This is a genomic window from Shewanella bicestrii (assembly GCF_002216875.1).
Lineage (GTDB): Bacteria > Pseudomonadota > Gammaproteobacteria > Enterobacterales > Shewanellaceae > Shewanella > Shewanella seohaensis.
Genome location: NZ_CP022358.1, coordinates 3,315,491 through 3,329,465 on the forward strand (window position 1 = coordinate 3,315,491; position 13,975 = coordinate 3,329,465).

The 13,975-nt window shown below is 48.1% G+C and carries 7 protein-coding genes; 1 reads left to right on the forward strand and 6 read right to left on the reverse strand.

The annotated features are described in order from the left end of the window. Positions 1 to 2: 2 nt before the first annotated feature. From cydB to purL, 3 genes are all read right to left on the reverse strand, one after another. Positions 3 to 1,142 carry a cytochrome d ubiquinol oxidase subunit II gene (gene cydB / locus CF168_RS14435; RefSeq protein ID WP_011622028.1) on the reverse strand — a complete coding sequence of 380 codons (1,140 nt, stop codon included), beginning with the start codon at positions 1,140 to 1,142 and terminating at the stop codon, positions 3 to 5. 15 nt (positions 1,143 to 1,157) lie between these two features. Beyond that, complete coding sequence (locus CF168_RS14440; protein ID WP_011716322.1) at positions 1,158 to 2,714, reverse strand: cytochrome ubiquinol oxidase subunit I; 1,557 nt, start codon at positions 2,712 to 2,714, stop codon at positions 1,158 to 1,160. A gap of 1,241 nt (positions 2,715 to 3,955) precedes the next feature. Continuing rightward, positions 3,956 to 7,837 (reverse strand): phosphoribosylformylglycinamidine synthase, encoded by a 3,882-nt coding sequence (gene purL, locus CF168_RS14445; protein ID WP_011716321.1) that lies wholly within the window; start codon positions 7,835 to 7,837, stop codon positions 3,956 to 3,958. 279 nt (positions 7,838 to 8,116) lie between these two features. Between purL and mltF the strand changes: the two genes are divergently transcribed. Further along, complete coding sequence (mltF, locus tag CF168_RS14450) at positions 8,117 to 9,553, forward strand: membrane-bound lytic murein transglycosylase MltF (protein ID WP_011716320.1); 1,437 nt, start codon at positions 8,117 to 8,119, stop codon at positions 9,551 to 9,553. A gap of 439 nt (positions 9,554 to 9,992) precedes the next feature. Here the strand turns inward: mltF and tadA are convergent, their stop codons facing one another. The 3 genes from tadA to guaB all read right to left on the reverse strand — a co-directional run bounded on the left by tadA (position 9,993) and on the right by guaB (position 13,914). Next, positions 9,993 to 10,646, reverse strand: a complete 654-nt coding sequence (gene tadA, locus CF168_RS14455; protein ID WP_089068203.1) for a tRNA adenosine(34) deaminase TadA — start codon at positions 10,644 to 10,646, stop codon at positions 9,993 to 9,995. Between the two features lie 106 nt (positions 10,647 to 10,752). Then, a complete protein-coding gene (guaA, locus tag CF168_RS14460) occupies positions 10,753 to 12,330 on the reverse strand; it encodes a glutamine-hydrolyzing GMP synthase (RefSeq protein WP_089068204.1) in 1,578 nt (525 codons plus the stop codon). 117 nt (positions 12,331 to 12,447) lie between these two features. Then, positions 12,448 to 13,914, reverse strand: coding sequence for an IMP dehydrogenase (guaB, locus tag CF168_RS14465; protein WP_011622022.1), 1,467 nt, complete (start codon positions 13,912 to 13,914; stop codon positions 12,448 to 12,450). Positions 13,915 to 13,975: the final 61 nt, after the last annotated feature.

Here is a 13,975-nt window from a genome sequence, read left to right on the forward strand (position 1 = left end):
TTCTAATAGAGTGAGGCTTTGTTATCTTCAATATGTTTGCGGTTTAAGCGGCCAAACATCTTGAAGTAAGTCCATACAGTGTAACTTAACACGATTGGAACGAAGATAATCGCCGCCCAAGTCATTACAGTTAATGTCATTTCACTCGCAGTCGCATCCCACATGGTTAAGCTCACGTTAGGATCTAATGAAGATGGCATAACGAATGGGAACATTGCTGCACCACAAGTTAAGATCACCATAGCCACTGTCAGCGAGCTAAATAAGAACGCAAAACCTGAACGATTTAAGCGGCTCACTAGGATAACCAGCAGTGGTAATGCCACACCTAATACTGGGAACAGCATAGTAATAGGATACTTATCATAGTTGGCTAACCAAGCGCCAGACTCAACCGCAACGGTTTTCAGCGTTGGGTTAGACAGTGCATGGTGGTCAAGGGTTGAAGTGATAACATAACCATCAATACCATTGGCTAACCACACACCCGCAGCGGCAAATAATACTGCCACTAACAGTGCACATAGCTGAGTCGCATTCGCGGCACGTACACGCAGCTCACCGTCGGTCTTCATTTGTAACCAAGCAGCGCCTTGCATCATAAACATGCTCACGCTCACTAAGCCTGCCAGTAAACCGAATGGGTTCAACAGGCCAAATAAACCACCGTGATAAGTCGCACGCAGGAACTCATCGAAATTGAATGGCACACCTTGGAGTAAGTTACCGAAGGCCACACCGATGATCAGCGGTGGAATAAAGCCACCACAGAACAACGCCCAGTCCCACGACTTACGCCATTTTGGATTTTCAATCTTAGAGCGATAGTCAAATCCTACAGGACGAGTGTACAAGGCAAACAGTACTAACATCATGGCCACATAGAAGCCAGAGAAAGACACTGCATACACCATAGGCCATGCAGCAAACAAGGCACCACCTGCGGTGATTAACCATACTTGGTTACCGTCCCAATGGGGAGCAATGGTGTTGACCATAATACGACGCTCAGTATCGTCTTTACCGATAATCGGTAAAAGTGCACCCACGCCCATGTCAAAACCGTCAGTGACCGCAAATCCGATGAACAGTACGCCGATCAGAGCCCACCAGATAACTCTCAATATTTCATAATCAAACATAATGAAATCCTCTGCTTAGGCTTCTAGTTTCTCGAAGTGATAACGACCAGTCTTTAAACTGCTAGGGCCAAGACGGGCAAACTTAAGCATCAAGAATATCTCGATCACCAGCAGCACAGTGTAGAACAGTGAAATCGAAATAATACTGAACCACAGATCCCCAGTCGTTAAACTCGAAGCAGACATAAAGGTCGGCAGCACCTCAGAGATGGTCCAAGGTTGACGGCCATATTCCGCCACAAACCAACCACACTCGATCGCAATCCAAGGTAATGGCAAGCTAAAGAGTGCTGCTTTAAGTACCCATTTCTTCTCTTCGATCTGATGACGTGTGCTTTGCCAGAAGGCTGCAGCGAACACAAACAACATCACAAAGCCTAAGCCAACCATCACACGGAAGCTCCAGAAAATCGGTGCCACATTCGGGATAGAATCCTTCGCTGCCGCTTTGATTTGCTCTTCTGTCGCATCTACAACATTGTCGGTGTAACGCTTCAGCAGTAAGCCGTAACCTAAGTCAACTTTCGCCGCTTCGAACGCGTCACGTAACTCTGGAGACTTATCACCAGCGCGCAGTTTCACCAGCATCTCGTAAGCTTTCATACCGTTGCGGATACGTACTTCGTGTTCAGCCACTAAGTCACGTAGGCCTGTTACTTCTTCATCTAAAGAACGTGTTGCTACGATACCCATAGCGTAAGGGATCTTAACCGCGAAATCGGTGTGCATGGTTTCTTGATTTGGGAAACCAACTGCAGTAAAGGCTGCAGGAGCAGGTTCTGTATGCCACTCAGCTTCAATTGCCGCTAACTTAACGCGCTGCGCTTCACCCACTTTATAGCCTGATTCGTCACCCAGAACGATAACAGACAGGATAGACGCCATACCGAAGCTGGCTGCAATCGCAAATGAACGACGTGCAAAAGGTAAGTCACGTTTCTTCAGAATGTAGTAAGAGCTGATCGCTAATACGAACATTGCGCCAGTCACATAGCCAGAAGCCACAGTGTGAACAAACTTCACCTGTGCAACAGGGTTGAAGATAACATCAGCGAAGCTGGTCATTTCCATACGCATGGTTTCGTAATTGAATACGCTACCCACAGGGTTTTGCATCCAACCGTTTGCCACCAGAATCCATAATGCGGAGAAGTTGGAACCAAAGGCTACCAACCAGGTTGTCGCTAAGTGTTGACGCTTAGAGAAACGATCCCAACCGAAGAAGAACATACCCACGAAGGTCGATTCTAAGAAGAACGCCATTAATCCTTCAATGGCCAGTGGTGCACCAAAGATGTCACCCACATAGTGCGAATAATAAGACCAGTTAGTACCAAACTGGAATTCCATCGCTAAACCCGTTGAAACACCCAAGGCAAAGTTGATACCAAACAACTTACCCCAGAACTTAGTCATATCTTTATAAATTTGTTTATCAGTCATCACATAGAGTGATTCCATGATAGCCAGCAAAAATGCCAACCCCAAGGTTAAGGGAACAAACAGGAAGTGATACATGGCTGTCAGCGCAAACTGCAACCGTGATAGCTCAACAACCTCTTCAACAATCATCGGTGACTCCTTACGTGGTGCGTCCAATTGCTACGACTACTTGAGCCATTCGTAGCAAGTGCCTTTGTAGGATAGTGAGTTTTCATTTTGTGTTTATAGCTGAATTCAGTATAAACCGTTAAATTTCATCTTTTTCATTACATCGAAGCAGCAAGGCTTAAAAATCCCCTTTTCCCTCGCATACTGAGACCCTAGTCACACTATCGCTCGGCTTTGAGACTTTCACCTCACCACCCAATCCTACAAATGATCCCATCGATATAAATATCAGATAGTTAAGATATTTAATCGCTTTCATTTGTGAGTATTTTATACCACCCGCCTTTGATTCAAATCAATCAAACTCAGGGCTTTAGATGGGTTTTGCAACGGGGCACACACTTCACTTTTACCCACTGTTGACAGAGTCATAATTATGGGGTAGAGAACACGCCAAGCTAAACTAAAAAGTTAGTTTTTACCAACTTGAGCAAAAATCTAATGGATAAGCAGCAAAAATCACCAAAAACAAATTAAAAACAATATTTACACTAATAAAACATTACCAATACCATTATTATTTAAATAATTAGATATATAAAAATCATGCACTTAATTCACAAAAATCTTTAAAGCCGGAATATTTCAAAACCAAAATCAATTAGTTTTACTAATGATAAAATGTATTTTTTCTCGTTTGAGAAGACGGCTTAAGCTGGTTAATATATCTCCTGTGTTAAGGAGACGGTTTGATGTGACTGGTGAAGCGCCCCAGGCAAGCCAAACTCCGCGCACATAGGTATAACTTTGGTGTGGAGAAAGAGATATGACAAACTTATTTGAACGTCTGGTTAACAGCTATAAGCGTGTTTTTGTTGAACTTTATACAGCTCGTGAGCTGTAATCGTTCACCGCTTACTCTGAAATAATACTGATTTGATTTGAAGTTTTGTTAGCGCAAAACGAGCCCCCTTCTCGATGAGTTGGGGGCTTTTTGCTTTTATGTCTTGAGAATACGGGCAAGTACAGTGACTAAATTAAAGCAAGTCAGTTTTGTTTCACTTGTGTGAACTACTTATTAAGGGGTATTTAGTCTTTAAGATTGATATTTTTGAACTTCATTTTATTAGGTTTAACAAATATAAGACTAAGATCTTAAAATACCTTATCTTTTTTAAAGATGCGTTTTATATATAAAAAAGGAGCGAAAAATTTCGCTCCTTTTTTTACTCACTTAAGTCGTGGTTTTCTCAATAAAAACCTTAGCCTAAGTTAACTCGCGCATTGCGGAACATACGCATCCATGGGCTGTCTTCACCCCAGTTATCTGGGTGCCAAGAGTTTGCAACCGTTCTAAATACACGCTCAGGATGTGGCATCATCAGTGTCACACGGCCATCGGTAGTACAGATACCGGTTAAACCGTTTGGCGAACCGTTCGGGTTTTGTGGGTATTGGGTGGCAATTTCACCTTTACCATTCACAAAACGCAGCGCGATAGTGCCAGAAGCCTCAGCTAAGGCCAGCGCCTGCGCACTAGCAAACTCTGCATGTCCTTCACCGTGGGACACGGCGATAGGCATACGTGAACCCGCCATACCTTGGAAGAACAGTGATGGACTTTGCTGCACTTCAACTAAGCTGAAACGCGCTTCGAAACGCTCAGAGCGGTTACGCACGAAACGTGGCCAGTGCTCGCTACCAGGAATGATTTCCTTCAGGTTCGACAGCATTTGGCAACCGTTACACACACCGAGGGCAAAGCTTGAGTCGCGCTCGAAGAAGCGTGAGAACTCATCGCGAGCACGGGCGTTGAACAGGATAGACTTAGCCCAACCTTCACCCGCACCTAATACGTCACCGTAGGAGAAGCCACCACAGGCCACCAGACCTTGGAACTCTTCGAGGCTAATGCGGCCTGACAGAATGTCAGACATATGCACGTCACGGCTCTCAAAACCTGCGCGGTCAAACGCGGCCGCCATTTCCACATGGGAGTTAACGCCCTGCTCGCGCAGAATAGCCATCTTAGGTGCAGCACCTTTGAGGATGTACGGCGCAGCAACGTCTTCACTTGGATCGAAGCTTAAGTTAACCGTTAAACCTAAGTCGGTTTCATCCTGTTTGAGCTTAAACTCTTCTAATGCGCAGGCTGGGTTATCACGCAGCGCTTGCATACGGTAAGTGGTTTCAGACCATAAAGTACGCAGTGCAACACGTGTCTCGCTGAACACTTCACGCGCACCATCTTTAATGGTTACGCGTTGGTCATTCGCCAGAGTACCAATCATGTGGCAAGGTACGCCTGCTTGGGCGAATTGCGCAGCGATAAGCTCGGCATCAGCGCGGCTCACTTGCAGTACGCCACCGAGTTCTTCATTGAATAGACGTTCAACGTCAGTACCTTGCAGTGCACTTAAGTCGATAGCAAGACCCGTGTTACCCGCAAAGGCCATTTCCACTAACGTCGTGAATAAACCACCGTCACTGCGGTCGTGGTATGCAATAACCGACTTCTTCGCCACCAGCTTTTGCATGGTTTCGAAGAAACCACGTAACAGAGCTGCATCGTCTAAGTCTGGCGCGATATCGCCTAACTCACCGTAAACCTGTGCCAAACAAGAACCGCCTAAACGATTTTTGCCAGCGCCTAAGTCGACTAATAACAGCGAGGTTTCGCCTTTATCACTGCGAAGTTCAGGCGTTACCGTGTTACGGATATCCTGCACCACACCGAAGGCAGAAATGACCAACGACATAGGTGCCGTCACGGTTTTGTTCGCGCCGTCTTGCTGCCATGCGGTTTTCATCGACATGGAGTCTTTACCGACAGGAATGGTCAGGCTCAGTTCTGGACACAGCTCTTCACCCACGGCCTTAACCGCTTCATAAAGACCCGCATCTTCGCCAGGGTGGCCCGCGGCAGACATCCAGTTAGCCGACAGTTTGATACGTTTGAACGAACCAATATCCGCACCCGCGATGTTCATAATCGATTCGGCAACCGCCATACGGGCAGAGGCGCCAAAATCGAGCAGTGCCAGCGGCGTACGTTCACCCATAGACATGGCTTCACCAGCATAGGTATCAAAGCTTGCCGCCGTTACCGCGCAATCAGCCACAGGGACTTGCCATGGGCCAACCATTTGGTCACGGTTTACTAGACCCGTTACCGTGCGGTCACCAATGGTGATAAGGAAGGTTTTGTCCGCCACAGTTGGCAGGCTAAGAATGCGTTTGACCGCTTCTTTCACATCGATGTTGCTTTGCTCAAGTGCAGGTGAAACTGCCTTAGCGGATACCACATTACGGCTCATCTTAGGTGCTTTACCTAATAACACCTCGAGTGGTAAATCGATAGGATTGTTATCGAAATGGCTGTCAGCTAGGGTTAAATGCTGCTCTTGCGTTGCCTCGCCCACTACCGCAAACGGTGCGCGCTCACGCTCACAAATCGCAGTAAATAACGGCAGGTCTTCGGCAGCAACCGAAAGCACATAACGTTCCTGCGATTCGTTACACCAGATCTCCAGCGGGCTCATGCCCGGCTCGTCCGATGGCACGTTGCGCAGATTGAAGATACCACCACGGCCGCCATCGTTAACTAACTCAGGGAAAGCGTTAGATAAACCACCCGCGCCCACGTCGTGGATAAATTGGATCGGGTTTTTATCGCCTAATTGCCAGCAGCGGTCGATCACTTCTTGACAGCGGCGTTCCATTTCTGGGTTTTCACGCTGAACCGACGCAAAGTCTAAATCTTCGCTCGATTGACCCGACGCCATAGAAGAGGCAGCGCCGCCGCCAAGACCAATGTTCATCGCAGGGCCACCGAGTACGATAAGCTTAGCACCGACGGTGATTTCGCCTTTTTGTACGTGCTCTTCGCGGATGTTACCTAAACCACCGGCTAACATGATGGGCTTGTGATAACCACGGACTTCTACGCCGTTGTGGCTTGAGACTTCTTGCTCATAGGTACGGAAGTAACCTAACAGGGCTGGACGACCAAACTCGTTGTTAAACGCCGCGCCGCCAAGTGGGCCTTCGGTCATGATATCCAGCGCACTGACGATACGCTCAGGCTTACCGTAGTTGCCTTCCCATGGTTGTACAAAACCTGGGATTTTTAAATTCGATACGCTAAAGCCAGTTAAACCCGCTTTAGGTTTAGAGCCACGACCGGTTGCACCTTCGTCGCGGATCTCACCACCTGAACCCGTCGCCGCACCAGGGTATGGACTGATTGCCGTAGGATGGTTGTGGGTTTCCACTTTCATCAGTACGTGCATTGGTTCAGTGTGATAGCTGTAAACACCGTTTGGATCGGGGAAGAAACGTCCCGCAACCGAACCTTCCATCACAGCGGCGTTATCTTTATAGGCAGATAACACGTGGTCTGGTGTAGTTTCAAAGGTGTTTTTAATCATCTTGAACAGAGACTTAGGCTGCGCCTCGCCATCAATTGTCCAATCTGCGTTAAAAATCTTGTGACGGCAGTGCTCTGAGTTAGCCTGAGCAAACATCATCAGTTCAATATCGTTTGGATTACGGTTCAAACGCACAAAGTTTTCGACAAGATAATCGATTTCATCTTCGGCGAGCGCCAGACCCATTTCGACGTTGGCCACTTCAAGTGCACGGCGGCCTTCAGCCAATACGTTCACACTCTTGAAAGGCGCAGGTTCAGTGCGCTTAAACAGCACATCGGCCTTAGCAAAATCGTCCAGAACCACTTCAACCATACGGTCGTGCAATAACCCTTTGAGGGTTTGTTGCTGCTCGACAGTCAAAGTGTCTGACTCCACATAATAGGCAACACCACGCTCTAAGCGCTTCACTTTACCTAAACCACAATTGTGGGCGATATCAGTGGCTTTAGAAGACCATGGAGAAATTGTGCCGGGACGGGGAGTAACAAACAGGAGTGAACCTTGGGGGGTATGGGCTTCGATAGCAGGTCCATAGGTGAGAATTTTTTCAAGTTGCTCGCGCTCATTGGTCTCAAGCAACTCGCTCAAATCCGCTAAATGAACATACTCAGCATAGATTTGGCGTACCGGAAGCGCAGCGTTTACGCAGGCCTCCATTAGCTTTTGCACTCTAAACGTCGAGAGTGCTGGGGCTCCGCGGATGATCTCCATCACGTCAATTCACCTTATATTTATAATTGCAGGGGTCAGAGATGGCGCTATTATAAGGAAATGTCTGTCACAAATCACCTGTGACCTTACGTAAAACAGTGTTTCCTATTAAGATAAAAAGCGGCCCTTTTCCCCTCCTTCGTATTCCATGCGATACGATTTTTTTACGTAATTGGCGACAAACGGATATAATCACAGCAATGTCAGCCAGTTTATCCTTGTTACCTCACTGACCTTCTACTGTTCATCATTTTGATTTTATTTAATAAAGTGTGTTTAATGACTCGATTTCTGTTCGCGATTATCTTAGGTTTCTTACTGACGGCTTGTCAGCAAGTGACCGTGGAAGAAACAGAATATGTCCCCCATAAACTCACCGAATTAAGGGTCGGCACCCTTTATGGCCCGCAAATTTATATGACCTCGGGCCAAGGCAACAGCGGCTTCGATTACGATATGGCAGTGCTCTTTGCCGAGTATCTCGATGTGCCCTTAAAAATGGTGCCCTACACCAACCGTGCCGAACTCTATGATGCACTTAAAAAAAACGAGATTGATATTATTGCCGCGGGGATGACTGAAACCCCAGCGCGGCGCGAACAATTCCGTTTAGGCCCGCCGCTGTATCGCGTCAATCAAGTACTGGTTTACCGTGAAGGCATGCCAACACCCAAAGATATCACTGACTTAAAAGGCAAAATTACTGTAATTGCCGACTCTTCTTTTGTGGAAACCTTGACGCAATTACAGAAACGTCATCCGACGCTGGTGTGGGATCAAGTCACAGATAAAGACAGCGAAGAGCTGCTGGCGATGATCGCCAACAAGGAAATCGACTACACCATCGCCGACTCGAGCAGCGTGCAGATTAACCGCCGCTATTTACCGGATCTACGTTCGGGGCTCGTGCTAGAAGAAAAGCTCGATGTGGTTTGGTTGCTCCCCCCCACACACAGTGACGGCTTGATGAGTCAGTTATTGGCGTTTTGGCACCAAGAAAAACTCGCCGGTACCCTCGATCATCTTAATGAAAAGTACTTTGGCCACGTTAAGCGTTTCGACTATATCGATACCCGCGCCTTCCTGCGCGCCATCGAAACCGTATTGCCTCGTTATCGTCAGCTTTTCGAAACCCACGCTGGTGACTTAGATTGGCGTAAATTGGCGGCAACCAGTTATCAAGAGTCACATTGGAATCCTAATGCCCGCTCACCCACTGGGGTGCGCGGCATGATGATGTTAACGCAGCCGACCGCCAAAGAAATTGGCATTACAAATCGACTCGATGCGGAAGAAAGTATTCGCGGCGGCGCCGCTTATTTACGGGATATGATCAACCGTCTGCCCGAGTCTATCCCCGAGAGTCAACGCATGTGGTTTGCGCTGGCCTCTTACAATATCGGTTATGCCCATGTGGAAGACGCCCGTAAACTCGCTGAGTCCATGGAGCTGAATCCTAACGCCTGGCGGGATCTTAAAAAAGTATTGCCACTACTGCAAAAGCGTAAATATTACCAAAAGACTCGCTACGGCTATGCCCGTGGTAGCGAAGCCGTGCATTACGTCGACAGCATCCGCCGTTATTACGACACCTTAGTCTGGGTCGATAATCAGTCTAAACAGCAAAATAGCGATGAGGAAGAACCAAGCGACCTCGCCTCGGAAGATGGCCCAGCGCCAGTGCCCGGCACCCTCAGCCCTGATAAGCCGAAATAGCCCTAACCGCTTCCCCCTCAATAACTTGACTTGCGCCGCAGCCTTGCTTTTTTACGGCTTTCAAACCACGATTTTAATCTTAGATTAAGCCAATACAGGCTAAAGTGAGCTAGCTTTGGGCTAAAAACGCTGCTTTATAGAGCAGATGCATCGAGGGGGATTGCCGCCTGAGATCTCTGCTGATACTGTCATAGTGACAGGTCAATATAATAATCATTGCGCGTTAACCCATAGCCGTTAACCAAAGCAAAAAAGCCTTAACCTAGACAATAACAAGATACAAAACGGGGTCTATATGAGAAGAAAAACCATCAATAACAGCGCATCACGCCGTCGCACCACACTGAAAATTCGCCATCGCCGAGTGCTGAATCGCCACAAACTGTTTTTTACGTTTATCCAAGCCCAAGACTAACGCTTAGGCGAGTCCCCAAACTCCTTAGGATAGCGTCCCCTGCTGCGCCTTTTGAGCCTGTTTTAAAGCCTTCTTTTCCTCCCTGCGACGTTTAAAAAAGCGGCTCAATTGGTCAGCACAGTCCTGCGCTAACACCCCAGATGTGACCTCAACTTGATGATTAAAGGCTGGATGCTGCAAGAGATTAAGCACGGTTCCTGCGGCGCCCGTCTTCTCATCTTTCGCCCCAAATACCACGCGGGCAATCCGGCTATGCACCATGGCACCGGCGCACATCGCACAAGGCTCAAGAGTTACGTAAAGAGTGGTATCGAGGAGTCGATAGTTTTCAATCGTTTGCCCCGCTGCTCGCAAGCACTGAATTTCAGCATGGGCGCAGGGGTCGTGCTCACTGATAGACAAGTTATATCCGGCCGCGATTTGCTGACCACCTTTGACTAAAACCGCCCCCACTGGTACTTCACCCGCTGCTTCGGCCTTTTCAGCCATACTCATCGCGACACGCATCCAATGTTCATCGACTCGAGCTTGTTCAATATCCGCTTGATTGAGACTCGCTTGATTGAGACAAGGTTGCTCGCCAATTAGCACATTACCACTAGCTTCATCACAATCAAGTTCATCCGAGCTGAGCGTCTTCACATGCAAGGTTTTTGGATTCAGTTTTGTCTGCTCCACTTAAGGATTCTCATTAATCAACAATGTGGGCAATTATACCCATTACCAATAAAAAAGGCGCACTTGGCGCCTTTTCGTTAATGCATCATGTCATCAAGACAGGGAATTATTCCCACTCGATGGTTGCAGGTGGCTTACCTGAAATATCGTAAACCACACGGGAGATACCGTCGATTTCGTTGATGATACGGTTAGACACACGGCCTAAGAAATCGTATGGCAGATGTGCCCAGTGCGCGGTCATAAAGTCGATGGTTTCAACGGCGCGCAGTGACACCACCCAATCGTATTTACGGCCATCGCCCATCACACCGACAGAGCGAACGGGTAAGAACACGGTAAAGGCTTGGCTGACTTTGTTATAAAGATCAGCTTTGTGCAGCTCTTCGATGAAAATCGCATCGGCGCGGCGCAGCAAATCACAGTATTCTTTCTTCACTTCGCCAAGTACTCGTACGCCTAAACCAGGACCTGGGAACGGGTGGCGGTAAAGCATGTTGTATGGCAGACCTAGCTCAAGACCAATCTTACGCACTTCGTCTTTAAAGAGTTCGCGCAGTGGCTCAACCAGACCTAACTCCATATCGTCTGGCAGACCGCCAACGTTATGGTGCGACTTAATCACATGGGCTTTACCTGTGGCACTGCCAGCGGATTCAATCACGTCTGGGTAGATGGTGCCTTGGGCTAACCATTTAGCGTTAACGCATTTCTTGGCTTCTTCGTCGAAGATTTCAACGAATACACGACCGATGATTTTACGCTTAGCTTCTGGATCGGCTTCGCCTTTCAGCGCGTCGAGGAAGCGGTTTTCCGCATCGACGTGAACAATGTTCAGACCGAAATGATCACCAAACATTTCCATCACTTGCTTCGCTTCATTTAAACGCAGTAAGCCGTTATCAACGAATACGCAGGTCAGTTTTTTGCCAATGGCGCGGTGCAGCAGCATGGCCACTACCGATGAATCCACACCGCCAGACAGACCTAAAATCACTTCATCGTCGCCCACTTGTTTTTTCAAGCGTTCGATAGCGTCTTCGATGATTGAAGAAGGTTTCCAGTTGGCCGCACAGCCGCAGATATCCAAGGCGAAGTGCGACAGCATACGCATGCCTTGGCGGGTATGAGTGACTTCAGGGTGGAACTGCACGCCGTAGAAACGTTTGGATTCGTTAGACATGGCCGCAAATGGGCAAGTGTCAGTTTTAGCAACGGCCACGAAACCTTCTGGGATAGCCGAAACTTTATCACCATGGCTCATCCACACATCGAGCAGAGATTTGCCATCGGCACTCACTGCGTCTTCGATATCTTTAAACAGGGCCGATTGCGCTAACATTTCGATTTGAGCGTAGCCGAACTCGCCTTCGCCTACGCCTTGAATCACTTTACCGCCGAGCTGCTCAGACATGGTTTGCATGCCGTAGCAAATACCTAGAACAGGTACGCCAGCATTAAACACATATTCAGGTGCGCGGGGAGAATTGTCGGCAGTCACACTTTCAGGGCCGCCAGCGAGGATAATCCCGTTAGGGGCAAACTCGCGAATTTGGGCTTCGGTCACATCCCACGCCCATAACTCACAGTAAACACCAATTTCACGGATACGACGGGCAATCAGCTGGGTGTACTGAGATCCAAAGTCGAGGATCAGTATCTTATGCTCATGAATATCGCTCATGGATAACCTTTATCTCATCTATTGTTTTAACTTAGCTCAAGACTACGAGGTTCAATCTTGAGGGCATACAAATCTTAATAACGGGGCGGCTTATCGCCGCCCCGTTATCACAAACGTTTACGCACCTGAACGGTAGTTTGGCGCTTCTTTAGTGATAGTCACATCGTGAACGTGGGACTCGCCCATGCCAGCAGACGTCACTTTCACAAATTGCGCTTTTTCGTTCAGTTCTTGGATCGTGGCACAGCCCGTTAGGCCCATGCATGAACGCAGACCACCCATATGTTGATGGATGATTTCCTTGAGCTTGCCTTTGTAAGGTACACGGCCTTCGATGCCTTCTGGCACCAGCTTGTCGGCAGCATTGTCAGATTGGAAATAACGGTCAGAAGAACCTTGAGACATGGCACCTAAAGAACCCATACCGCGGTATGACTTATAGGCACGACCTTGGTAGAGTTCCGTTTCGCCTGGCGCTTCGTCAGTACCCGCGAACATTGAACCCGCCATGATGCACGATGCACCTGCGGCTAAGGCTTTAGCTAAGTCACCCGAGAAACGTACACCGCCGTCGGCGATAACAGGGATCCCTAAGCCTTTTACGGCTTCGGCAGCGTCAGACACTGCGGTAATTTGTGGCACGCCCACACCCGTCACGATACGTGTGGTACAGATAGAACCAGGGCCAATACCGACTTTAACCGCGTTAACACCGGCTTCAACTAGGGCTAATGCGCCTTCAGCTGTTGCCACGTTACCACCGATGATTTGTAAATCTGGGTATTTAGCGCGGGTTTCACGGATACGTTGCAACACGCCTTCAGAGTGGCCGTGAGAAGAGTCAATCAGCAGCACGTCAACACCGGCTTTCACCAGCGCATCGACACGCTCTTCGTTACCCGCACCCGCACCCACGGCGGCGCCCACACGTAAACGACCTAATTCGTCTTTACAGGCATTAGGTTTACGCTCGGCTTTTTCGAAGTCTTTTACTGTGATTAAGCCTTTCAGCTTGAAGTTATCATCGACAACTAACACTTTTTCGATACGATTTGAGTGCATTAACTTTTGCACTTCATCTAACTTAGTACCTTCCGCAACCGTGACTAAACGCGCCTTTGGCGTCATCACTTCTTCTACGGTTTTGCTCCAGTCAGTCACGAAACGTACGTCACGACCAGTGATGATCCCCACCAATTCATTGGCTTCGTTTACCACAGGGTAACCCGCAAAACCATTCTTCGCGGTCAGTACTTTCAGATCCGCCAGCGTAGTTGAAGGCGTTACAGTCACAGGTTGTTGAACCACACCCGCTTCGTAAATCTTTACTTTACGAACTTCTTCGGCCTGCTTTTCTATGCTCATGTTTTTATGAATAAAACCTAAGCCACCTTCCTGTGCCATGGCGATCGCAAGACGCGCTTCGGTCACAGTGTCCATAGCGGCGGACACAAGCGGAATATTCAGTTCAATGGTGTTAGTCAGGCGAGTTTTAAGGATGGCGGTGTTTGGGAGTACAGTCGAATGCGCAGGAACAAGTAACACATCGTCAAAGGTTAGCGCTTCTTTAATTAAACGTAGCATAGGCAACATCTCCCCAGTTGAGTAGGATTTTAGAGGTGAAATATTGCGGCGGGATTATACC

What these genes read in the sequence shown, in the direction of transcription:
- CF168_RS14440 (WP_011716322.1), bottom strand. Translation starts at nt 2,714, where the DNA reads ATGATTGTTGAAGAGGTTGTTGAGCTATCACGGTTGCAGTTTGCGCTG.
- guaB (WP_011622022.1), bottom strand. Translation starts at nt 13,914, where the DNA reads ATGCTACGTTTAATTAAAGAAGCGCTAACCTTTGACGATGTGTTACTT.
- mltF (WP_011716320.1), top strand. Translation starts at nt 8,117, where the DNA reads ATGACTCGATTTCTGTTCGCGATTATCTTAGGTTTCTTACTGACGGCT.
- cydB (WP_011622028.1), bottom strand. Translation starts at nt 1,142, where the DNA reads ATGTTTGATTATGAAATATTGAGAGTTATCTGGTGGGCTCTGATCGGC.
- guaA (WP_089068204.1), bottom strand. Translation starts at nt 12,330, where the DNA reads ATGAGCGATATTCATGAGCATAAGATACTGATCCTCGACTTTGGATCT.
- purL (WP_011716321.1), bottom strand. Translation starts at nt 7,837, where the DNA reads ATGGAGATCATCCGCGGAGCCCCAGCACTCTCGACGTTTAGAGTGCAA.